The organism is Pseudomonas rosaeacicularis (assembly GCF_057128745.1).
In genome coordinates this window covers 112,454-134,850 of the sequence record NZ_JBSKHT010000013.1, presented here as the reverse complement: position 1 = coordinate 134,850, position 22,397 = coordinate 112,454, and the positions used below count along the sequence as shown (strand labels likewise).

The 22,397-nt window shown below is 57.6% G+C and carries 20 protein-coding genes and 1 other RNA gene; 10 read left to right on the top strand and 11 right to left on the bottom strand.

What is annotated here, in order from left to right; all coding sequences use genetic code 11:
- Window positions 1-113: 113 nt before the first annotated feature.
- The 3 genes from ACWKWM_RS18010 to ACWKWM_RS18000 all read right to left on the bottom strand — a co-directional run bounded on the left by ACWKWM_RS18010 (window position 114) and on the right by ACWKWM_RS18000 (window position 2,370).
- On the bottom strand, window positions 114-1,295 hold the full coding sequence (locus ACWKWM_RS18010) for a sugar transporter (protein ID WP_483847443.1): 1,182 nt from the start codon (window positions 1,293-1,295) through the stop codon (window positions 114-116).
- A gap of 281 nt (window positions 1,296-1,576) precedes the next feature.
- Window positions 1,577-1,921: a CopM family metallochaperone gene (gene copM, locus ACWKWM_RS18005; RefSeq protein WP_483847442.1), complete on the bottom strand. Its 345-nt coding sequence runs from the start codon at window positions 1,919-1,921 to the stop codon at window positions 1,577-1,579.
- 116 nt (window positions 1,922-2,037) lie between these two features.
- Window positions 2,038-2,370, bottom strand: a complete 333-nt coding sequence (locus ACWKWM_RS18000) for a YceK/YidQ family lipoprotein (RefSeq protein ID WP_483847441.1) — start codon at window positions 2,368-2,370, stop codon at window positions 2,038-2,040.
- A gap of 256 nt (window positions 2,371-2,626) precedes the next feature.
- Between ACWKWM_RS18000 and ACWKWM_RS17995 the strand changes: the two genes are divergently transcribed.
- Entirely contained in the window at window positions 2,627-3,109 is a 483-nt protein-coding gene (locus tag ACWKWM_RS17995; RefSeq protein ID WP_483847440.1) for a GNAT family N-acetyltransferase, read from the top strand.
- Between the two features lie 335 nt (window positions 3,110-3,444).
- Window positions 3,445-3,903 carry a hypothetical protein gene (locus ACWKWM_RS17990; RefSeq protein ID WP_483847439.1) on the top strand — a complete coding sequence of 153 codons (459 nt, stop codon included), beginning with the start codon at window positions 3,445-3,447 and terminating at the stop codon, window positions 3,901-3,903.
- Between the two features lie 487 nt (window positions 3,904-4,390).
- On the opposite strand, the gene ssrA is transcribed toward ACWKWM_RS17990, so the two are convergent.
- From ssrA to ACWKWM_RS17965, 5 genes are all read right to left on the bottom strand, one after another.
- Window positions 4,391-4,782: a transfer-messenger RNA gene (gene ssrA, locus ACWKWM_RS17985) on the bottom strand.
- Between the two features lie 114 nt (window positions 4,783-4,896).
- On the bottom strand, window positions 4,897-5,187 hold the full coding sequence (locus ACWKWM_RS17980) for a hypothetical protein (protein WP_483847438.1): 291 nt from the start codon (window positions 5,185-5,187) through the stop codon (window positions 4,897-4,899).
- A gap of 209 nt (window positions 5,188-5,396) precedes the next feature.
- Window positions 5,397-8,207: an FAD-binding and (Fe-S)-binding domain-containing protein gene (locus ACWKWM_RS17975; protein WP_483847437.1), complete on the bottom strand. Its 2,811-nt coding sequence runs from the start codon at window positions 8,205-8,207 to the stop codon at window positions 5,397-5,399.
- A 72-nt stretch (window positions 8,208-8,279) separates the two neighbouring features.
- Complete coding sequence (gene lldD, locus ACWKWM_RS17970; RefSeq protein ID WP_483847436.1) at window positions 8,280-9,425, bottom strand: FMN-dependent L-lactate dehydrogenase LldD; 1,146 nt, start codon at window positions 9,423-9,425, stop codon at window positions 8,280-8,282.
- 69 nt (window positions 9,426-9,494) lie between these two features.
- Entirely contained in the window at window positions 9,495-11,195 is a 1,701-nt protein-coding gene (locus ACWKWM_RS17965) for a lactate permease LctP family transporter (RefSeq protein ID WP_483847435.1), read from the bottom strand.
- A gap of 402 nt (window positions 11,196-11,597) precedes the next feature.
- Between ACWKWM_RS17965 and ACWKWM_RS17960 the strand changes: the two genes are divergently transcribed.
- Window positions 11,598-12,365: a GntR family transcriptional regulator gene (locus tag ACWKWM_RS17960; protein ID WP_483847434.1), complete on the top strand. Its 768-nt coding sequence runs from the start codon at window positions 11,598-11,600 to the stop codon at window positions 12,363-12,365.
- A 118-nt stretch (window positions 12,366-12,483) separates the two neighbouring features.
- On the opposite strand, the gene smpB is transcribed toward ACWKWM_RS17960, so the two are convergent.
- Entirely contained in the window at window positions 12,484-12,966 is a 483-nt protein-coding gene (smpB, locus tag ACWKWM_RS17955) for an SsrA-binding protein SmpB (RefSeq protein ID WP_483838003.1), read from the bottom strand.
- Between the two features lie 117 nt (window positions 12,967-13,083).
- Between smpB and ACWKWM_RS17950 the strand changes: the two genes are divergently transcribed.
- Genes ACWKWM_RS17950 through ACWKWM_RS17940 form a run of 3 tightly spaced genes read left to right on the top strand, consistent with a single transcriptional unit; the run spans window position 13,084 to window position 15,242 of the window.
- Complete coding sequence (locus tag ACWKWM_RS17950; RefSeq protein WP_483847433.1) at window positions 13,084-14,487, top strand: sodium-dependent transporter; 1,404 nt, start codon at window positions 13,084-13,086, stop codon at window positions 14,485-14,487.
- Window positions 14,488-14,494: 7 nt separating this feature from the next.
- A complete protein-coding gene (locus ACWKWM_RS17945; RefSeq protein ID WP_483838001.1) occupies window positions 14,495-14,929 on the top strand; it encodes a type II toxin-antitoxin system RatA family toxin in 435 nt (144 codons plus the stop codon).
- A gap of 4 nt (window positions 14,930-14,933) precedes the next feature.
- Window positions 14,934-15,242 (top strand): RnfH family protein, encoded by a 309-nt coding sequence (locus ACWKWM_RS17940; RefSeq protein ID WP_483847432.1) that lies wholly within the window; start codon window positions 14,934-14,936, stop codon window positions 15,240-15,242.
- A 77-nt stretch (window positions 15,243-15,319) separates the two neighbouring features.
- On the opposite strand, the gene ACWKWM_RS17935 is transcribed toward ACWKWM_RS17940, so the two are convergent.
- Complete coding sequence (locus ACWKWM_RS17935; RefSeq protein WP_483847431.1) at window positions 15,320-15,844, bottom strand: outer membrane protein assembly factor BamE; 525 nt, start codon at window positions 15,842-15,844, stop codon at window positions 15,320-15,322.
- Between the two features lie 98 nt (window positions 15,845-15,942).
- On the opposite strand from ACWKWM_RS17935, the gene fur reads away from it, so the two are divergent.
- The gene (gene fur, locus ACWKWM_RS17930) at window positions 15,943-16,350 is read left to right on the top strand and encodes a ferric iron uptake transcriptional regulator (protein ID WP_483837998.1); all 408 of its coding nucleotides are present in this window, start codon (window positions 15,943-15,945) and stop codon (window positions 16,348-16,350) included.
- 61 nt (window positions 16,351-16,411) lie between these two features.
- Here the strand turns inward: fur and recN are convergent, their stop codons facing one another.
- The gene (gene recN / locus ACWKWM_RS17925) at window positions 16,412-18,085 is read right to left on the bottom strand and encodes a DNA repair protein RecN (protein ID WP_483847430.1); all 1,674 of its coding nucleotides are present in this window, start codon (window positions 18,083-18,085) and stop codon (window positions 16,412-16,414) included.
- A 265-nt stretch (window positions 18,086-18,350) separates the two neighbouring features.
- Here recN and grpE point away from each other — a divergent pair, with 265 nt between their 5' ends.
- From grpE to dnaJ, 3 genes are all read left to right on the top strand, one after another.
- Window positions 18,351-18,917 (top strand): nucleotide exchange factor GrpE, encoded by a 567-nt coding sequence (grpE, locus tag ACWKWM_RS17920; RefSeq protein ID WP_483847429.1) that lies wholly within the window; start codon window positions 18,351-18,353, stop codon window positions 18,915-18,917.
- Window positions 18,918-19,020: 103 nt separating this feature from the next.
- A complete protein-coding gene (gene dnaK, locus ACWKWM_RS17915; RefSeq protein WP_483847428.1) occupies window positions 19,021-20,940 on the top strand; it encodes a molecular chaperone DnaK in 1,920 nt (639 codons plus the stop codon).
- Between the two features lie 323 nt (window positions 20,941-21,263).
- Entirely contained in the window at window positions 21,264-22,391 is a 1,128-nt protein-coding gene (dnaJ, locus tag ACWKWM_RS17910; protein ID WP_483847427.1) for a molecular chaperone DnaJ, read from the top strand.
- Window positions 22,392-22,397: the final 6 nt, after the last annotated feature.

The following is a 22,397-nucleotide window of genomic DNA, read 5'->3' as shown; positions in this document are numbered from 1 at the left end:
GAATATCGACAGGAATGATGTTCGCCGGCGGAACTTGATTTCGCGGGGGTAGACATGAAAAAGGCGCCGCAGCTTTCGCTGTCGGCGCCTTCTCAACGGATGGCCTGGAAGCCTCAGGCGCGCAGTGTCTCGCGAAACCTGTAAGTGGCCAGGCAGCACAGCAGCAGGCCGCCGCCAGCCAAAAGCCCGCCCACCAGACCGATGTTGGCGATGCCGAGCTGGCTGATCACCATACTGCCGAGCAGTGCGCCGCCGCCGATGCCGATGTTGTAGATCCCTGAGTGCAGGGCCATCGCCACGTCGGTTGCATCGGGCGCCATCGCCAGGACTTTAGACTGCATCACCAGACCGAAGCACATGATCGCGATGCCCCAGATGATGCTCAACCCGCCCAGCATGGACGAGCTACCCGCCAGCGGCAGTAGCAACAGCAGACTGGTTGCCAGCGCCGCGATAGACGTGATCAGCAAACCTTGCGGGAAGCGATTGTTGTAACGGCTGAACACGAACGAGCCAAGAATCCCAGCGCCGCCGAACAGCAACAACAGCACCGTCGTCATTTCGCCGCTCATGTGCGCGACGTTCTGTGCGAAAGGTTCGATGTAGCTGTAGGCAGTGAACTGCGCTGTCACCACCAATGCGGTCAGCAAGTACAACGTCATCAGCGCAGGGCGTTTGAACAGGATCGGCAAACTGCGCAGCGAACCCGAATTCTGGCTCGGCAGCAGCGGCAGCGACTTGAGCAGGCACAGAACGGTGACGCCCGCAGCGCCGGCAATCGCCAGGAACGTCATGCGCCAGCCCAGCGCTTCGCCGAGAATCCGGCCCAGTGGAATGCCCAATACCATCGCCAGTGCTGTCCCGGTGGAGAGCAAACCCAGCGCCTGCACCTGTTTGCCTTCTGGCGCGACCCGCACTGCGAGCGAAGCCGTGATCGACCAAAACACCGCATGCGCAAACGCGATACCGATGCGGCTGATCAGCAGCATGGAAAAGCTCGACGCCATGCTCGACATGATGTGGCTGGCGATAAACACCACGAACACGAAGGTCAGTAACTTGCGCCGTTCGATGTTGCGGGTCATCAGCATCATCGGCAGCGAGGTGAGCGAAACCACCCAGGCGTACACCGTCAACATCAGCCCGACCTGGGCTGTTGTCATGTCAAAGCTGTGGCCGATGGCGCTCAACAGCCCCACTGGCACGAATTCCGTGGTGTTGAAAATAAAAGCCGCGAGGGCCAGAGCGATGACGCTCAGCCAACTTCCGGTGCGGGCATCCTGGGTGCTATTCATTTAACGACTCACGAACATAAGTAAACATCGACGGCCACTGAAACCACCTCGCCCTCAAAAGACCTGCACACAAAAAAACCGCCGAAGGCTGGTGCCTGGGCAGTGCATGAGGTGAGCAAAATATTATGAGTATGAGAAAGTGCAGCGTGATGGCGGGGATTCTACGCCGCTGTTAACGTTGTCACAACACACCGCTCTAGCCTGCGGGCTACAGGTGACGAGCGGTGATGAACGGTACGAACGCCGACGATTGAATTCGCAGCAGCGTTCGGTTCGGGCGCTTATTTCTTCTCTGGATGAGCTTTAAGCCAGGCCTTCATTTGCGCCATTTCTGAGTCCTGCGCCTTGATAATGTTCTCGGCCAGCGCGCGCATTTCCGGGTCTTTGCCGTACTTGAGCTGAATCTTGGCCATGTCTACCGCGCCCTGGTGATGAGGCAACATCCCTTGAGCGAACGCCACATCCGGGTCATTGCTCATGACGCCGGAATGCATGTCGTCCTTCATCCCGCCCATCGACTGCATGTAATCCTTGTGCATCTGATCAATGCTGCTGTCATCGGCGGCCATGATGAACGGGGAGGTGAGGGCAACGGCGAGGGTGGTGAGTGCCAGGATCTTCTTCATGAGGGAATTCATCTCATTGTTGTAGAGGTAGAAGTGAGCACGGTAATCCCTGCCATTGGGGGAAGGTCAATGGGCAGCGTTCATCATCGACTGCGCCGGCTTCTGCCCGAATGGTTTCAAAACCGCGCAGCCTCAATGCCGCCGTACCGGGTCTGCGTGTAGATCGTGTAAGGCAGCAGCACAGTGTCAGCAATACCCGAAGCCGCCATGTCCAGAACAACGAGGCCCGCACTCGGATAACCATTTTTCGAGCTTTTCAGCGTGCGGGGTTCCGCATGCAGCGCGCAAAAGTCGATGGATACGCCGCTGTAGATACGGGGCACACCATCGCAATGAGATTTCCAGCGTGTGAGCTGGTTGGCGGCGACGGTGTCGTTGCGAAAGACCGTGTTGACGGTGCCGCAGCCGGTGATTAGGAGTGAGAGGAGAAGGGCTAACAGCGGTTTCATTGGGCGTCCTTGCTAGGTTGGTGTGGAGGCATTGTGAAGGGACGGATTTATTTAATCCGCCCACTCGCCGATCCGGCGATCTTTCGTTGCTAGAGGCAGCAGATACGACGGCCTTCGCTCACTTAGCTGAAGTAGCAGTTACCTCGATCCACCCAATGTTTTGGATCGCTCGTCTGCTCCATTGAGCCGAGGCAGTAGTGGTTATGCGGATTCTGTTCTCTATAATCACTGACCGGCCATGTTTAGGGCGTTTGTTATGCCAGCCTCTGCTGATCAAAAATCCACTGTCGTTTTATGCGCAGCTTCCAATAACGACCTGGAAGATCTGGTGGCCATCAGGCTTGAGGCTATGCGCGAGAGCCTTGAACGGCTTGGACGATTTAACCCAGGGCGTGCGCGCGAACGATTTCTTGGTGGCTTCGATGCTAACAGCACACGCCGCATAGAAGTGTCGGGTAATCTGGTCGGTTTTGTCGTCATCAAAGATCTTCAGGGCGAGCTTCTGCTTGACCACTTATATGTGATACCCAGTGCTCAGGGAGCAGGAATCGGCTCTGAAGTTCTTACTCAGATTTTCAGAGAGGCCGATGAGATCGGACGTCCCCTCAAGGTTGGTGCTCTCAAGGAAAGCGCTTCAAATCGGTTTTACACTCGCCATGGCTTCGTATTCGTCGAAAGCGGTGAATTCGATAATTATTATGTCCGGCCTAACGGTAATCTCGCTGATTTGGGCGACTAGGCAGATCTTGATGCGGTGCCCCGTCAGAGGTTGCACCATTAGGTGGGCCTCCACCTATGTGGCAGTAGTTCGTTAATCCCATTCGCCCGCTGCGTCGGTAGGCGCGAATAAAGGGGACGGATTTATTTCATCATACCCATCTACTGCAGGTAAGCCTTGTGCACCTGGTCGATGTTGCTGCCTTCGACGGCCATGATGAACGGAAAGGTGAGTGCAGCGGCGAGGGCTCATGTGAGTGTAAATAGGTTCGGAACTTCGCTCCCGGACTTCGGGATGTGCCTTGAGCGACCAAGGTAGAATCCCACTGCACAGCTGATGCCTCCAGGGAGATGTAAATGAAGTGGGCTATCTTGTTATCAACGCTAATCCTCACTGGGTGTGCATCGAAGGTTGTTGAGTATCAGGCAGCCACGATATCTGACGAGCAGGCTAAGTCGGTAATAGAGCAGGTCTTGATGGAGCAGCCTCAGAAGACCAGGCCTGAACAAGTGGCTTTCACCACCGAATACATCGCATATGGAAACGGTGTGGTTTCGCAGACCAATGGATTCGCCAGTGCTGTTCCTATTGGCAACGGCGCATTTACCTCCGGATCATCGACGACCAATTCGAAGTCACTGCAAACCCGCATCTATTTCAATTCGATAGGAACAGTCACGCTTTATTCGAAGCGTGGCCGCTGGGTGGTGATCACCCGAAACCGGGCTGGATCTGTGCTCAACAGTTCTTTAGTCGACGGGCAGAGCAAAGCCCAGCGCTTCGTTGATTCGATGGTTCATTTTCGTAAAGAGTGATCGTCGGCAGGACACCATGGAAGCAGGAGCACAAGGGACGGATTTAGTAGTCCGTCACTTCGGTGATCCATTGGTCAAGTGTTTGGATCTGAAGATCGATTGTCATAATTTCGTTCCTAGAGTGATGGAGCTGCCAATGGCCTTCCTGCGGGTTTTGGCTGGCAGCTGTGCGCGGGGTAGGAATCCGGAACTCTATGCACCCGGCCACGCCGAAGCGTGCCCGCGCACAGCTACCATGACTTACTGCAAAACGCGTGAACGCCCACAGTTGATACGGTTGGCATATGCGGACCTAGATAATTCCGGGTTCCTACGCCTAGGCCGCTGATTTGGCAACGGCGAGCGCAAAGTAGCCAGTTGGAGATTGGCTCGCAAGCGGGGAAACATTCTGGTGGCGCCTTCGCGGGCAAGCGCGCTTCTACGGGTGCCGTTCGCTATACGCCAGACAACAAAAAGCCCGCGATCAACGCGGGCTTTTTGCAGGATTTGGTGGAGCCGGGGGGATTTGAACCCCCGTCCGCCAGTACTCCGCTTTCGGGACTACATGCTTAGCCAGATCTATTAAGTTAACCCTCTGCGACCCGATTGGCAGGGTGCGTTGGGCGAGCTGTGTAAGTTTTAGCCGATTCGTCCACAGCGTACTGCACGGCGATTCTGTTCTATATGACAATCATTTTGGGTTTACAGACATCCCCTGATGATTGCTGGAGCCGAAGCTACCAGAAGGAAGGCTAGCACCGCTTACGCGGCGAGAGCTTGTTCCCCGTAGGTTTCGTCATTGGCAACTATAGAAAGTTGCAACAGTGGATTTACGAGTTCTGTTACCAACTCGGCATGCCCCTAGAGTTTCATCACCGGCGTCGAATCCTAATCGGCCCCAGATCTGCTGCCCTAGCAGTCAGGCGGCGGAGTCTACCCGAATCAATCATATACGTCGACCTCCCGCCTGACTTTCCACTGGCAACGTGCTCATGCCCGTTGCCATGCCAGCGATTACTTGGCGGCGCCGCCGTCGTTGCCGTCACCACCGGTTTTCAGCTGGGTGATCTGTTTGGTAGTGATTTCAATGCATTTCTTTTCGTCGCCGGCTTTCTGGGCAGCGGTTGCGCTTTCGACGGTTTTGTCCAGTTCGGCCTTGCTGTCGGTGCCCAGGTTAGTGCTGGTCGACGCCTGCGCGTTCTTCAGCGATGCGATGTTTGCGCCGCAAAGATCGTCAGCCGCGAATACCGGGGAACCCATCAGTGCAGCGGTAAGGAACAAACCAGTGAGTGCTGTGCGCTTCATGTTGTATCTCCTTTAACCTGGGGACTCGGTATGGCCGCTTCGTAGGGCCGATGTCCGAGAGTGTTAGTAAGCCTCGTCGTTGTTCGTGGGGCTTAAACAAACTGACTGCCCGCAATCGCAGGGGTTCTATTTTTTTTTGCAATAATGTGAAAAAGCCACATCACACATCAGGTAATAAAAAGCAGCGAACTCCGGACCCCATGTCGCGATCAAGCGGTTCTTGGTTGCGTGACCCTGTCCACCAGATACACCAGACCGTGATAATCGATCCCGCCATGCTGAGTGAGACCGATTTCACAGGTCCGGCTGGTCGATATCCCTTCATCGCAGTACTGCACAGCATTTTTGAGCGTGCGCAGCGAGTGGGCGTTCAACTCAGGCGTCGTGAAGCCTTTATCACCCGCAAAACCACAGCAGTGGATGCCTTCGGGAATCACCACATTCACGCTGCACATTCGGGCCAGTTCAATCAACGCCTGGCTCTCGCCCAGGTGCTGGGTGCTGCAGGTGACGTGCACGGCGATGGCTTGTTGCTGGGGTGTGAACACCAGTTTGTCCAGCAGATGAGTGCGAATGAAGCGCACCGGATCGTACAGGTCCAGCCGGGTTTCTTTGAGGTCCTGCACCAGCCGCAGGGTGCATGGGCTGGTGTCGCAGTAGATCGGGTCCAAGCCGCCGCGACTGGCTTTGGTCAGCGCCGCGAGCAGTTGCTGAAGTTTCTCTTCGGCCTGTTCGGCGTAGCCTTTGGACGCGAAGGGCTGGCCGCAGCACAGGCTTTCCTGGTCTTCCGGAAACACCACCTGATACCCGGCTTTTTCCAGCAGGCCGCGAGTCTTATCCAGCAGCGACATCTGCTCGCTATCACCCGCCGCAGGGCCCATTACGCGAGAGACGCAGGCCGCCAGATAAACCACGCGCGGTCGTTGATCCTCAACCGGCGGCGTGAAGCGGATGGCGCTTTCTGGCTGCGGCATTGCCGGCGTCCATTGTGGGACGCGTCCGGCAGATGCCTTGGTCAGCGCCGCTGAAAACTTCGCCAGCCTTGGTGCGCCGAGCAACATCCGCGCACCGTTAGCTGCGTGCAATGTGAAGCGCGCACCTTGCAGCGCGGTATTGAAATGCTGCGCCAGCCAGCCTGCGGCTTTGTCATGAGTGGCTTCGCAAGCGCGCAGCTTTTTCACCAGTTCGCCGGTATTGATCCCGACCGGGCAACGCTGCGCACACAAACCGGTGGCCGCGCAGGTGTCGATGCCTTGATAGTGGAATTCCTTTTCAAGCGCTGCGGTATCGATGCCCGCGCGCTTTTTGGCCTGAATGTCGCGCCAGATCACTATGCGCTGGCGCGGGCTTAGGGTCAGATCTTTCGACGGACACACCGGCTCGCAGAATCCGCACTCGATGCATTTGTCGACGATCTCGTCGGCCGCCGGCATCGGCTTGAGGTGCTTGAGATGGATCTGCGGATCTTCGCTCAGCACCACGTCCGGGTTGAGAATGCCGTTGGGGTCGAGCAGCCGCTTGAGCTGCCACATCAGTTGATACGCATCGGAGCCCCATTCCAGCTCGACGAAGGGCGCCATGTTGCGCCCGGTGCCGTGTTCGGCTTTCAGCGAGCCATTGAATTCAACGGCTACCAGTTGCGTGACGTCCTCCATGAACGCCTTATAGCGCGCCACTTCCTGCGGATCGTTGAAGCCCTGAGTGAAGACGAAATGCAGATTGCCCTCCAGCGCATGACCGAACAGGATCGCTTCGTCGTAATGATGCTTGTCGAACAGCTGAATCAGCCGTCGTACGCCCATTGCCAGTTGCTCGACGGGGAAGGTCACGTCCTCGATGATTACTGTGGTGCCGGTTTCACGCACGGCGCCGACGGCGGGGAATGTGTCTTTGCGGATCGCCCACAGCCGTGCGTTTTCCAGTGGGTCTTCGGTGAAGTCGACTTGCTTGTCCACCGGGAAGTGCGCAATCGACGCCATGATCTGCGCCAGTTGCTCATGCAGCAGCGGTTGTGTTGCGGCGCGGGCTTCGATCAGCAACGCGCAGGCGTTTTCCGACAGCTCGCGCACGAACGGCGGCATGCCCGGCTTATTCTGCACCGAACGCATGCTGCGCCGGTCCAGCAATTCGACGGCGGACACAGGCTGAGTCTTGAGTACGGTCACGGCGTTGCAGCAGGTTTCGACGTCCGGAAACACAATCAGCGCGGACGCCTTATGTGGGTGATCGACCACCGTGTCGTAGGTCACGGCGCTGATGAAACCCAGCGTGCCTTCGGAGCCCACCAGCAAATGGCTGAGGATATCCAGCGGCTCCTCAAAATCGACTAGCGCGTTAAGGCTCAGGCCGGTTGTATTTTTAAGCCGGTATTTGTGCCGGATCTTGGCGGCGAGGTCCGTATTGGCGCGGGTGTCGCGACCCAGCTGAGCAAGGCGTTCAAGCAGATCAGCGTGGCTTGTGCGAAAGGCTGCGACGCTGCCTGCGTCTTCGGTGTCGAGGCGTGTGCCGTCGGCCACCACAATGCGCATGCCAGCGAGGGTGTGGTAGGTGTTCTGCGCAGTACCGCAGCACATGCCGCTGGAGTTATTGGCGACGATACCACCGATTTTCGCGGCGTTGATCGACGCAGGATCAGGCCCGATTTTGCGTCCGAACGGCGCTAGCCAGGCATTGGCCTGCGCGCCTATCACCCCGGGCTGCAAGCGAATCTGACCGCCGTGTTCGCGCACTTCGCGCCCGTTCCAGTTATCGCCCAGCACGATCAGCACCGAATCGCTGATGGCCTGGCCGGACAAGCTTGTCCCGGCGGCCCGGAAGGTCACGGGCACCTTATCGACCTGCGCCAGTTTGAGCAGGGCCACCACCTCATCCTCGGACTCGACGCGAACGACCAGTTTGGGAATCAGCCGGTAAAAGCTGGCGTCGGTGCCGAAGGCCAAGGTCGACAGAGGATCGTCGAACCGGCGGTGCTGCGGGATCAGTCGCTGGACATCGGCCAGGAAGGAGGCGGGCAGGCTCATACGGTTTTCCTCTTGGCGCCGCGGCATCTGGCGTGCCGCGTGCGTTGTGGCTCAGGGTTCCGGGCTCAGGACTCAGACGCCCAGTTCACGGACCAGCGAATCGCGGGATATCTCGCTGATGGATTTGGCGCCGGTCAGCACCATCGCCACGCGCATCTCTTTTTCGAACAGGTCCAGCAGGTTCTTCACCCCAGTTTCGCCGTGGGTGGCGAGGGCGTAGATGAACGCGCGCCCGATCAGCACGGCATCGGCGCCCAGGGCGATCATTCGCACCACGTCCAGGCCGCTGCGGATGCCGGAGTCAGCGAGGATCTTCAGTTCACCCTTCACCGCGTCAGCGATGGCGGGCAAAGCGCGGGCACTGGACAGCACACCATCGAGCTGACGGCCACCATGGTTGGAAACGACGATTCCATCGGCACCGAATCGCACCGCATCGCGGGCGTCATCGGGGTCGAGGATGCCCTTGATCAGCATCGGGCCGTCCCAGGTTTCGCGGATCCACTCCAGGTCCTTCCAGGAAATCGATGGATCGAAGTTGTTCCCCAGCCAGCCAATGTAGTCGGCAAGCCCCGTGGGTTTGCCAAGGTAGGCCGAGATGTTGCCCAGGTCGTGCGGACGACCGTTCACGCCTACGTCCCAGGCCCATTGCGGATGGGTCATGGCTTGCAGGACCCGACGCGTAGGGCCGTTCGCGCCGCTCATGCCGTGATGGGCGTCACGATAGCGCGCGCCGGGGACCGGCATGTCGACGGTGAACACCAGGGTTTTGACCCCGGCAGCTTTGGCGCGCTCGAGAGCGTTGCGCATAAACCCCCGGTCTTTGAGCACATACAGCTGAAACCAGATGGGGCGGTCGATGGCTGGGGCCACTTCTTCGATCGGGCAGACCGACACGGTGGACAAGGTAAACGGGATGCCCTTCGCTGCGGCTGCGCGCGCGGCCTGGACTTCGCCGCGACGGGCATACATGCCGCACAACCCGATTGGCGCCAGAGCCATCGGCATGCTCATTTTTTCGCCAAACAGCGAAGTTTCCAGGCTCAGCTCGGACATGTTGTTCAGCACACGCTGGCGCAGGGCAATGCTCGCCAGGTCCGAAACGTTGTGACGCAGGGTGTGCTCGGCGTAGGCGCCACCGTCGGCGTAATGGAACAGGAACGGCGGCAGCTTGCGTTGCGCCGCAGCACGGTAGTCGGTGGAGGCGGAAATGATCATGGAGTCTCGCATCGTTGAGTGAGCGGAGCAGCGACCGGGCGCGCATGAGCACACCCGGCGCTCGTCTCATTAGTGAACCAGCATGCCGGTGAACCAGTAGGCCTGGGCGTAAGTAATGCAGCCGACGATGGTGGCGAAGAAGATGCTGTGTTTAAGCGTGAAGCGGAACAGGTCGGATTCTTTACCCACCAGACCGGTCGCCGCGCAGGCCACGGCGATCGATTGCGGGGAAATCATCTTGCCGGTCACGCCGCCGCTGGAATTCGCGGCCACCATCAAGATGTCGCTGACGCCAACCTGGTGCGCCGTGGTCGCTTGCAGCGAACCGAACAGCGCGTTGGACGAGGTATCGGAGCCCGTCAGGAAGACGCCCAGCCAGCCAAGGAATGGCGAGAAGAACGGAAACGCTGCGCCGGTACCTGCCAGGACCAATGCCAGCGTCGAGGACATGCCCGAGAAGTTCATGACGAAGGCAAATGCCAGCACCATGCCGATGGACACGATGGCCCAACGCAACTCGATCAGCGTCTCTTTGAAAGTGGTCAGACCGATGCGAGGGGCGATGCGCAAGACGATCATCGCCAGCAGGGCCGAGAACAGAATGGCGCTGCCGGATGCGGCGATCAGGTCGAACTTGTACACCGCAGGCATTGGCGTGGGTGTCGCCACAATAGGCGCGCCCTTGATGACCATCTTGTCCAGAAGCGGAATCGCGATGTTCATCGTCCACATTTCAAGCGGACCACCGGCAGCAAACAACGCCTTGAACGGCTTGAGTGTCCAGATCGTCACGACAACGGTGAGGATCAGGAACGGAGACCACGCTTTGAAAATGGTGCCCATGGAGTGAGGGGATTTCTGAGTGGTGCGTGGCTGACCAAAGCCGCCAGGTCCGCCGCCAACCATGACTGCGGCACCGCCGCCGGTACTCGCCACTTGAGTTTCACCTGTACGGGCTGGCTGCCAGACTTTCAGGAACAAGGTCAGCGACACCAGGCTGACGAGCGCCGAGGTGATGTCGGGCAGTTCTGGGCCAATGTAGTTGGAAGTCAGGAATTGAACGACCGCGAAACTGCCGCCAGCCACCAGCGCGGCGGGCCAGGTTTCCTTGACGCCTTTCACGCCATCCATCATGAACATTAGCCAGAACGGTACGAAGACCGAAAGCAGCGGCAATTGACGACCTGCCATCGCGCCGATCTTGAACGCGTCCAGGCCCGACACTTGCCCGGCTACGATGATCGGAATGCCCAGCGCGCCAAATGCCACAGGCGCAGTGTTGGCGATCAGGCACAAACCAGCTGCGTAAAGCGGGTTTAACCCCAGGCCTACGAGCAAGGCGGCGGTAATCGCCACGGGTGCGCCAAAACCGGCAGCCCCTTCAAGGAACGCGCCGAAGCAGAAACCGATCAGCAGCACCTGAATGCGTTGGTCATCAGTGATGGACATGACGGAGCTGCGGATGATTTCGAACTGCCCGCTTTTCACCGTCAGTTTGTAGAGAAAAACCGCCGCGATAATGATCCACGCAATCGGCCACAAGCCGTAGCAAAAGCCGTAAAGCGCAGACGCGATGGCCATGCCGGCCGGCATTTGAAACGCGAAGATGGCAATCAGAACCGCCAATATCAGGGTGATGGTGCCGGCAACGTGCCCTTTAAGCCGGAACACGGCCAGAGCGAGGAAGAAAAACACGATGGGTACGAGGGCGGCGAGGGCGGAGAGCCACAGGCTGCCGAGCGGTGTGTAGAGCTGTTGCCAGGTTTGCATGTGTGAGGCCCCTAATTGTTGTTGGTTAGGCCCGGTGTCCATGTCGTACGTGCGCGGCTCCTGCAGGCGACTCCATATGCGCTGTCGTCCTGCTGTCGCTGACGAACGAGTCGCACAGCTCACCAGCTCAAGTCTTACGCCGTCGCGAAGGACCTGCGGCAAAGGGAGCGGATAACGATCCATCGCCGGCATCGCAAAATTGGTAATACCAATTTACAATGTCTAGCCGCTAGGTTAAAAGCCTTGGTGTTGCTGTGTCAATTTGTCGCTCTAGAACTTTTGTCGCAGTTGGGCGGCTTTTTCGCTGAAACGCAGTTTTGCGCAGCCTCTGCCGGGTGAATGTGTCGCCACAATCAGCCAGAATATGCGCCCCCCGAAAATCGTCGGGGATTTGGAGTGGTTATGGGCTTTGATCAGGTGCGCCAACGGCGTTTGTCTGACGATATCGTTGAGCAGCTCGAACGAATGATTCTGGAGGGCACGCTCAGGGCAGGTGAGCGCTTACCTGCCGAGCGCACGCTGGCTGAACAGTTCGGCGTGTCGCGGCCCTCACTTCGTGAAGCAATCCAGAAGCTGACGGCAAAAGGGCTGCTGATCAGCCGGCAGGGTGGCGGCAATTATGTGGTCGAGAACCTGGGCTCGACGTTTAGCGATCCGCTGATGCATTTGCTCGAAAGCAGCACTGAGGCTCAGCGGGATTTGCTGGAGTTTCGCCATACGCTTGAAGCGTCTTGCGCCTATTACGCGGCCATTCGTGCGACGGATGTAGACCGTGCTCGCCTACGTGAGGCGTTCGATGCGCTACAGGATTGCTACAGCCGCGCCGATGAGGTGAGCCGAGCCGAGGAGGGTGCCGCTGATGCGACCTTCCATTTGGCGATTGCCGAAGCCAGCCATAACGCGGTGTTGCTGCACACCATTCGCGGCTTGTTTGATCTGCTGACGCGAAACGTCGTTACCAACATTGGCGGCATGTACAAACAGCGCGCAGAAACTCGCGACATGCTGATCAGTCAGCATCGTGAGTTGTATCTGGCGATCATTGAGGGGCGCGCAGATGATGCGCGTGAAGTGTCGAGCCGGCACTTGCTGTACGTGCAAGAGGTGCTGGAAGAGGTCAGGCAGCAGGTTCAGCGCGAGGCGCGGGCAGAACGGCGTAATGGGATTTGAGTTCAAGCCCGGCTCTTCTGTAGGAGACAATTTGTTGGCGAGAGACTTTCCGCGGTCAGCCTGACGCGACGCCTCGCGAACAAGTTCGCTCCTACAGAACCGAGCAGCTTTTCAGGGCTTAATCATCCTTGCCCTTGCTGCGCACGGCACGCTGCAGCTCACGGTCCGAATCGCGTTCGCGTTCGGTGTGGCGCTTGTCGTACTCCTTCTTACCTTTGCCCAGAGCAATCTCGCACTTGATCAAGTGCTGCTTCCAGTAAAGGGCAAGGGCGACGCAGGCATAGCCTTTTTGCTGAACCGAGGTGGTGAGCTTTTCGAGCTCTCGCTGGTTGAGCAACAGTTTACGGGTGCGTGTCGGGTCAGCGATGACGTGAGTACTGGCTGTCGTCAGAGGTGAGATGTGGCTACCCATCAGCCATGCCTCGCCATCTTTGAGCAGCACGTAGCTGTCCACCAGCTGCACCTTGTTGGCACGCAAGCTTTTTACTTCCCAGCCAGCCAGGACCAGACCGGCCTCGAACTTGTGTTCGATGAAGTAATCGTGACGCGCCTTTTTATTCTGCGCGATAGTCCCTGTGGGATGTTTCTTGAGCTTAGCCATAGGCGACGCATTATAGGGACTCGCCGCGTTGTCGGCTACGGTCAACCTGCGTGCTTGAGCACGTTGATTGAATCCCGGACAATGCGCGATCTTTTTTGCGTGTTGGACGTGTCAACGATGTCGACGGACAAGGTTTCTGTCCATGGTAGCTGGGCGAGTCGCTGGGTATTCATCCTGGCCGCTACCGGCTCTGCGGTAGGTTTGGGCAGTATATGGAAATTCCCCTACATGGTCGGCGTCTACGGCGGCGGTGCATTCGTGCTGGTTTTTCTGGCGTGCATCGCGCTGATCGGCATCCCGGTCATGATCGCCGAGACGCTGATTGGCCGCCGCTCACGGCAAAGCCCGGCCAATGCACTGAAAGTGCTGGCGCGGGAGGCGGGGCATTCGACCAAGTGGTCGTGGGGGGCTTTCGCCGGGATGATCACGGCGCTGTTGATCCTGTCTTTCTATAGCGTGGTCGGCGGTTGGTCTCTGGAGTACATCCTTGATGTAGGAAAGGGCGACTTCCAGGGTGTGACGGCGGATCAGGTCGGTGGCTTCTTCGGCGCCATGATCGCTGATCCGTGGCGGCTGGTGGGGTGGCACACGCTGTTCATGCTGCTGTCGGCGATTACCATCGCCAAGGGCGTGAACGCGGGCCTTGAACGCAGTCTTCGGATTCTGATGCCGCTGCTGTTCATCCTGATGGTGATTCTGCTGGGGTACAGCCTGACGACCGGGCACTTTATGGAAGGCGTGCATTTTATGTTCGATTTCAAGCCCGAGAAGCTGCTGGATGGCTTGTTGCCGGCGATGGGGCATGCCTTCTTTTCGCTGAGCGTGGGTGTCGGGTCGATCATGATCTACGGCGCGTACATGACCAAGGACGCTTCAATCAGTGCAACAGTTGTCGGTGTCGCGTTGCTTGATACCTTCGTCTCGCTGCTTGCCGGGTTGGCGCTGTTCCCGATTGTCTTTGCAGCGGGCCTTAATCCAGGTGAGGGGCCAGGCCTGATGTTTGTCACGTTGCCTTTTGCTTTCGGCAACGTGGCATTCGGGCAATTGATGGGCGTGGTGTTCTTTGTGCTGGTGGCGGTGGCCGCCTGGAGTTCGGCCATTTCGTTGCTGGAGCCGATGGTGGCCTACCTTGTCGAACGTACAAAACTGCGTCGCGGCTGGGTCACCTTCTGGTTGTCGTTCATTTGCTGGTTTGTCGGGCTGGGTACCGTTTTCTCGTTCAACATCTGGCAGCAGGCCAAATTCTTCGTGAACGATGGCGGCGCGTTTCACCTCTACCAGTGGGGCGCGACTGGCGGGCTGGATTTTTTTGGAGTGATCGATTTCTTCACTTCACGCATTATGTTGCCGCTGGGTGGCTTGTGCTTTGTGGTTTTCGCAGGTTGGGTGATGGGCCGGGAGGCGGTGCGTGACGAGTTGTCGATCCGCAGTCCGGTACTTTTCGCTTTGACGTTCTTTTTGATGCGCTATGTGGCGCCGATCGGCATTTTGGTTGTATTTGCCGCTCAGCTTTGGAAATAACGCTGACATGACTACGCATATTCAACGTTCGGCCTTGCTGCCGTATCCCGCTCAGGCGCTGTATGACCTGGTCAATGACGTGTCCCGCTATTCGGAGTTTCTGCCCTGGTGCTCCGGTACCACGGTGCTCGAGGACACCGATACGCAAATGCGCGCTCGGGTTGAAGTTGCCAAAGGCGGCTTGAGTCAGCACTTCGTAACACGCAACACGCTGACGCCTGGGCAAACCATTGAGATGAATCTCGAAGAAGGCCCGTTCAGCCAGTTGCACGGCGTCTGGACCTTCAAGGCGCTGGGCGAAAAGGCCTGCAAGATCAGCCTTGATCTGTCGTTCGATTACGCAGGTCCGATCATTCGCGCGACCCTTGGGCCGCTGTTCAACCAGGCTGCAAACACGTTGGTAGATGCCTTTTGCCAGCGGGCCAAAGAGTTGCACGGCTGAAGCGATGATCAGTATTGAAGTCGTCTACGCGTCGGTAAGCCGTCAGGTTCTGATCAGGGTTGATGTGCCACCTGACGCGACGGTGCGCCAGGCCGTGGCGCTAAGTGGCATCGGCGCGGAGTTTCCTGAACTTGATTTGCAGCGCTGTCCAGTGGGGATCTTTGGCAGGAGCGTAAGCCAGCCCGAAATTCAGGGTCTGAGCGACGGTGACCGAATCGAGATTTATCGCCAGTTGCTGGCTGACCCGAAAGAAGCGCGCCGGTTACGCGCGGCCAAAGCCGCCCAAGCAAAAAAAGAACGAGGGGCGATGTAAGTTTTTCATCAGCTCGATAGTCCAGACGCAAAAAAGCCCGGCATGCCGGGCTTTTTTGTGACGCGATTTCCTGCGTTTTAGCGCGGATTCGTGTCGAGTGGTTCTTGAGTCGGAACTGGAACGGTTTCGACTTTATCGACGTCGTTCTGGATCTGCTCAAGCAAGGAGCCAGGCTTTGGAGGCTCTTCGGCTTTAGGCTGCTCGCCTTGGTTTTCGGGGGTTGCAGGCGTTGCTGCTCCCTTGCCGAGGATGGCGTCGTCACGACTCACACCTGGCTTGAAGTCGCCAGACAGGCTTGCGAGTTGGTCATTGCCATTGAAGAAAAGCGCAATGCGCTCTTGTTGGCGCTCACCGCCGCCGGGCTGCAGGCTATAGAGGTAATCCCAGCGATCTGCGTGGAAAGTGTCGGCCAGCAGAGGGTTACCCATGATAAACCGCACTTGCCGACGGGTCATTCCGGGCCTTAACTGGTCTATCATGTCCTGCGTGACGACATTTCCCTGCTGGATGTCGATTTTGTAAACCCCGGGGAATGAACAACCGGCGAGTGCGAGCAGTCCCACGAGGGTGAAACTGGTTAGCAGGAGCTTGGTGTTTTGCATCGGTGGGCGACTTCCACTATCTTGGCTGGGACAACGTAAACCCCGATCATACCTGCATTAAGAGAAGCTGCGAAGCAGCGTCTGCGAGAAAGCTGACCATGGTAGAAAATAGCGAACTACGTAAAGCTGGACTTAAAGTGACCCTGCCACGGGTCAAAATCCTTCAAATGCTCGATTCTGCCGAGCAACGTCACATGAGTGCGGAAGACGTTTACAAAGCACTCATGGAGGCCAGCGAAGACGTCGGTCTTGCGACGGTTTACCGTGTTCTGACTCAGTTCGAAGCGGCCGGATTGGTGGTTCGCCACAATTTCGACGGCGGTCATGCTGTGTTTGAACTGGCAGACGGCGGCCACCACGACCATATGGTCAATGTGGAGAATGGCGAAGTTATCGAGTTCTTCGACGAAGAAATCGAGAAGCTGCAGAAGGCCATTGTCGTCAAGCACGGCTTTGAGCTGGTGGACCACAATCTGGTGCTCTACGTGCGCACGAAAAAGGCGTAAGCCGTTTTCTGGCACAAAATAAAGGCGACCTCCGGGTCGCCTTTATTGTTTCCAGCTTTTATCAAGACTTGGCAGTAACGACCATTTTCTTCGCGTGGGCCAAGGATTCCTTGGTCAGGTCGATACCGCCCAGCATGCGCGCCACCTCTTCGACGCGTTCGTTCTTGCTGAGCTTGGAGACTGCCGTGCGGGTGGCGTCTTGCTCGCGCACCTTGTGCACGAATAGATGCTGATGCCCTTGGGCCGCGACTTGGGGGAGGTGAGTCACGGTCATGACCTGTCCGCGTTCGCCAAGCCTGCGCAGCAACTGCCCGACGATCTCCGCAGTTGGGCCGCCGATGCCGACGTCCACCTCGTCAAACACCAGCGTCGGCACGCGAGACGTCTGGGCAGTAATGACCTGAATGGCCAGACTGATACGTGAGAGTTCGCCGCCAGACGCAACCTTGGCCAGCGCTTTGAGCGGCTGCCCGGGGTTAGCGCTTACCAGCAGTTCGACTTGCTCAAGACCATTAGGCAGTAACTCTTTTTCGCTGTTGGCCCGCAACTCGATCTTGAAGCGCCCGCCCGGCATGCCCAGCCGTTGAATTTCCTGTTCGACGGCCATCGCCAGTTCAGGCGCTGCACGGTGACGCAGATCACTCAGCTCACGCGCTTTTTCCTGATAATGACGTGCATAGGACGACACTTCATTTTCGAGGCGCTCAATCGCTTCGTCGTTGGCGTTAAGGGTCTCGATCTCGTCCAGTAGTTTCTGGTGCAGGGCGGACACTTCAGTCGGTTGAATCCGGTGCTTGCGAGCCAGCGTGTAGATTGCATCCAGGCGCTCTTCTACTTGTTGCAGTCGAGCAGGATCGGCATCGAAGCGGTCCAGGAAGCGGTTGATTTCCCCGACCGCTTCCTCCACCTGAATCTGTGCGCTGGAGAGCAGGTTAGTCGCCTCGCTCAGCGCGTCGGGTGAGTTGTCCACGCTGCTGAGGCGATTCAGGCTCGCCGTCAGGGCGTTCAATACGTTGCCCGAATCGCTTTCGCTGCATTGCTCCACTACTTGGCGGCAAATGCTCAGCAGGCTCTCGGCGTTGGTCAGGTTTTTTTGTTCCTGCTCCAGATGCGTCAGCTCGTCTTCACCCAGGCTCAGGCTTTCCAGCTCTTCGAGTTGATAGCTCAGCAACTGATGTTTAGAGCGCTGCTCATCACCAGAATTAGCCAGACGCTCCAGCTCCTGACGAGTCTGACGCCACCGTTGCGCGGCCAGTTGCACCTGACGCGCCAAGTCGTTAGCGCCCGCATAGGCGTCCAGCAGTCGACGATGGGTATCGGTCTTGAGTAGCGATTGATGTTCGTGCTGGCTGTGAATGTCGATGAGCAGTTCGCCCAGCGATTTCAGGTCGCCCTGAGGGCAGGGCGTGCCGTTGATGTACGAGCGCGACCGACCTTCAGCGGTGATCACGCGACGCAAAATGCAGGGACCGTCGTTATCGAGGTCGCGCTCTGCAAGCCAGGTGCGGGCTTCCGGGATATCGACCAGATCGAAGGTCGCGAGGATGTCGGCTTTGTCTGCCCCCGGCCGGACGACGCCACTGTCGGCGCGGTCACCCAGGGTAAGGCCAAGGGCATCGAGCATGATCGACTTGCCTGCACCGGTTTCACCCGTGATCACACTCATGCCGCGATCCAGTTCCAGATCGAGGTGTTCAACGATGGCGTAGTTATGTACGGACAGGTGCACCAGCATAAGGGCAGCTCCCAAGCGATTTGTCTGGTTATTTATACAGTGTTTTTGATTGAGCTGACAATGGTCGAAGTTGGCCCGAGTCGATCAGCGGTCACTCTTTGTTTAGCACTGATGAGTGATGAACCCCCAAGAAAGCCATGTCAGAAAATTTGTAGGGACATTCGCCCCATCCGCGGCCTGAACCCTTGAAGCGAAAAATAACGGCCCCATATAGCCGAACAGAAGCGTGAGTTGAGCTCACGGAGTTATGAGAAGGAGAGAATCTATGGCTGACGAACAGAACTCGGATACGCAGACTCAGGATCAGGCTGGTGAAGCAGTCGCTCCCGCAGATGAGTTGATTTCCCGCGTGCAAGTGCTTGAAGAACAACTGGCTGCCGCGCACGACAACTCCCTGCGTGTTGCCGCTGATCTGCAGAACGTCCGCCGTCGTGCAGAGCAGGATGTAGAAAAGGCGCACAAATTTGCGCTGGAAAAATTTGCCGGTGATCTGCTGCCGATCGTCGACAGCCTTGAGCGCGGTCTGGACCTGTCCAATCCCGATGATGAAAGCATCCGTCCGATGCGTGAAGGCATCGAATTGACGCTGAAAATGTTCGCCGACACCCTCAAGCGTTACCAGCTTGAAGCGATTGACCCGCATGGCCAGCCGTTCAACGCCGAGCATCACCAGGCAATGGCAATGCAGGAAAGCGCTGACGTTGAACCGAACAGCGTTTTGAAAGTGTTCCAAAAGGGTTATCAGCTCAATGGTCGTCTGCTGCGCCCGGCCATGGTCGTGGTCAGCAAGGCACCGTCGCCTGTTGCACCGTCAATTGACGAGCAGGCTTGAAATCAGCTGAGTGGCCCCCATTTACAGGCCATGCGTTAAAGAATTACCGCAATTTGTAAACGCAGTTGCGGCAACCTAATTAAAGTTTTGGGAGAGTCAAAAGATGGGCAAGATTATCGGTATCGACCTGGGGACCACCAACTCCTGCGTCTCCATTCTTGAAAACGGTAAAGCCAAGGTTATCGAGAACGCCGAAGGCGCTCGTACCACTCCGTCGATCATCGCTTACGCGAACGATGGCGAAATTCTGGTCGGTCAATCCGCCAAGCGTCAGGCTGTTACTAACCCGCACAACACGCTGTACGCGGTAAAGCGTCTGATCGGTCGTAAGTTCGAAGAAGAAGTCGTACAGAAAGACATTCAGATGGTCCCGTACAAAATCGCCAAGGCTGACAACGGCGATGCATGGGTCGAAGTCAACGGCAAGAAAATGTCGCCTCCTCAGATTTCCGCCGAAATCCTGAAGAAGATGAAAAAGACCGCCGAAGACTATTTGGGCGAAACGGTGACGGAAGCTGTTATTACCGTTCCGGCTTACTTCAACGACAGCCAGCGTCAAGCCACCAAAGACGCCGGCCGCATCGCGGGTCTGGACGTAAAACGCATCATCAACGAACCCACCGCAGCCGCACTGGCTTACGGTATGGACAAAGCGAAGGGCGATCACACCGTCATCGTTTATGACCTGGGCGGCGGTACTTTCGACGTTTCGGTTATCGAAATCGCTGAAGTTGACGGTGAGCACCAGTTCGAAGTGTTGGCCACTAACGGCGACACGTTCCTGGGCGGTGAAGACTTCGACATTCGTCTGATCGACTACCTCGTTGACGAATTCAAGAAAGAAAGCGGCATGAACCTCAAAGGTGACCCGCTGGCCATGCAGCGCCTGAAAGAAGGTGCAGAAAAAGCCAAGATCGAACTGTCTTCGAGCAATTCGACCGACGTCAACCTGCCGTACATCACTGCAGATGCGACCGGTCCTAAGCACTTGAACGTGAAAATCTCCCGCGCCAAGCTCGAAGCGCTGGTTGAAGACCTGGTTCAGCGCACCATCGAACCTTGCCGCATTGCGTTGAAAGACTCCGGTATCGATATCAGCGCTATCAACGACGTGATCCTCGTTGGCGGTCAAACCCGCATGCCGCTGGTTCAGCAGAAAGTGACCGAGTTTTTCGGTAAAGAAGCACGTAAAGACGTTAACCCGGACGAAGCCGTTGCCATGGGTGCAGCGATTCAGGGCGCTGTTCTGGCCGGCGACGTAAAAGACGTTCTGCTGCTGGACGTCAGCCCGCTGACCCTTGGTATCGAAACCATGGGCGGCGTGATGACTGCGCTGATCGAGAAAAACACCACGATTCCTACCAAGAAATCCCAGGTGTTCTCGACTGCCGATGACAACCAGGGCGCTGTGACCATTCACGTTCTGCAGGGTGAGCGTAAGCAAGCCACTTCGAACAAATCGTTGGGCAAGTTCGATCTGGCCGAGATTCCACCCGCTCCACGTGGCGTGCCGCAGATTGAAGTGACTTTCGACATCGACGCCAACGGCATCCTGCACGTCGGCGCGAAAGACAAGGCTACTGGCAAGACTCAGTCAATCGTGATCAAGGCAAACTCCGGTCTGTCGGACGAAGAAATTCAGCAAATGATCCGTGATGCTGAAGCCAACTCCGAAGAAGATCGCAAGTTCGAAGAGCTGGCCTCTGCCCGCAACCAGGGCGATGCACTGGTTCACTCGACGCGCAAAATGATCGCTGATGCTGGCGACAAAGTGACCGCCGAAGAGAAGACCGCTATCGAAGGTGCACTGGTCGCACTGGAAGCTGCTGTCAAAGGCGACGACAAGGCTGCCATCGACGCAAAAGTCGAAGAGCTGTCGAAGCTGTCGGCTCCAGTCGCTCAGAAAATGTACGCCGAGCAAGCTGAAAAACCTGAAGGCGGCGCTCAGGCACCTCAGGAAGACAGCAAGCCTAAGGACGACGTCGTCGACGCTGAGTTCGAAGAAGTAAAAGACCACAAGTAAGCGCAGGCTCACTTGAACGCCAGTTGACCGCTTTCGGGTGGTCGCTGGTAGGATGTCGCCGCGCGGGAGCTTGCTCCCGCGTTGGCGTGTCTGGAACAGACGAATTTCAGGCTTGTGGATAATGTCTGCAAGCCTCGTGGCAAAGCTGGGTGCTCCTGCGTTCCGGCTTGTTCTGCCGCTTTTCTCGGTCAATGAGTTGGCCGATGAACGAAGACCAGGATCGTTAAATTGACGTGAGTTGGGTCCGGGCCTGAATGGGGGTCCAACGAGTTCGGCAATCTCAGGAGGGTTTTGTCGGACGTCCTCAAGAGTGTAGAAAACTTATGGCAAAGCGAGACTATTACGAAGTACTGGGAGTGGAGCGTGGCTCCAGCGAGGCGGACCTGAAGAAGGCGTACCGCCGTCTCGCAATGAAATTTCACCCGGACCGTAACCCGGGTGACAAAGCCTCCGAAGAGTCCTTCAAGGAAGCCAACGAGGCGTATGAGGTTCTCTCGGACGCCAGCAAGCGCGCAGCCTATGACCAATATGGTCATGCTGGCGTCGATCAAAGCATGGGTGGCGGCGGCGCCGGTTTCGGCGGGCAGAATTTCTCTGACATCTTTGGCGACGTCTTCAGTGACTTCTTCGGTGGCGGTCGTGGCGGCGGTGGCCGTGGCGGTGCTCAGCGTGGCAGCGACCTGCGTTACACGCTGGAGCTGAACCTGGAAGAAGCCGTGCGCGGCACCACGGTCAACATCCGCGTTCCGACATTGGTCAACTGCAAGCCGTGTGATGGTTCGGGTGCGAAGAAAGGCTCAGCGCCTGTCACCTGTCCAACCTGCGGCGGTATCGGTCAAGTGCGCATGCAGCAGGGTTTCTTCTCTGTTCAGCAGACCTGCCCGCGCTGCCACGGTAACGGCAAAATCATCTCTGACCCTTGCGATTCATGCCATGGCGAAGGTCGCGTCGAAGAGTACAAAACGCTGTCGGTCAAGGTTCCGCCTGGTGTCGACACCGGCGACCGTATTCGCCTGTCGGGCGAAGGCGAGGCGGGCGTGCAGGGTGGTCCTACCGGCGATCTGTATGTCGTCATCAATGTGCGTGAACACGCCATCTTCCAGCGTGACGGCAAGCATCTGTATTGCGAAGTGCCCATCAGCTTCACCGACGCAGCATTGGGTGGCGAACTGGAAGTGCCGACGCTGGATGGTCGGGTCAAACTGAAAATCCCGGAAGGCACTCAGACCGGTAAGCAGTTCCGTCTGAAAGGCAAAGGCGTCGCGCCGGTTCGTGGCGGTGGTGCTGGTGACCTGATGTGCCGCGTTACGGTTGAGACGCCAGTCAATCTGGGGCGTCGTCAGCGTGAGCTGCTCGAAGAGTTGCGCGCATCACTGGACGGTGACAGCTCTCATTCGCCCAAAGCCAATGGCTGGTTCGAAGGGGTCAAGCGCTTCTTCGGCGATCTATAAGGGGTA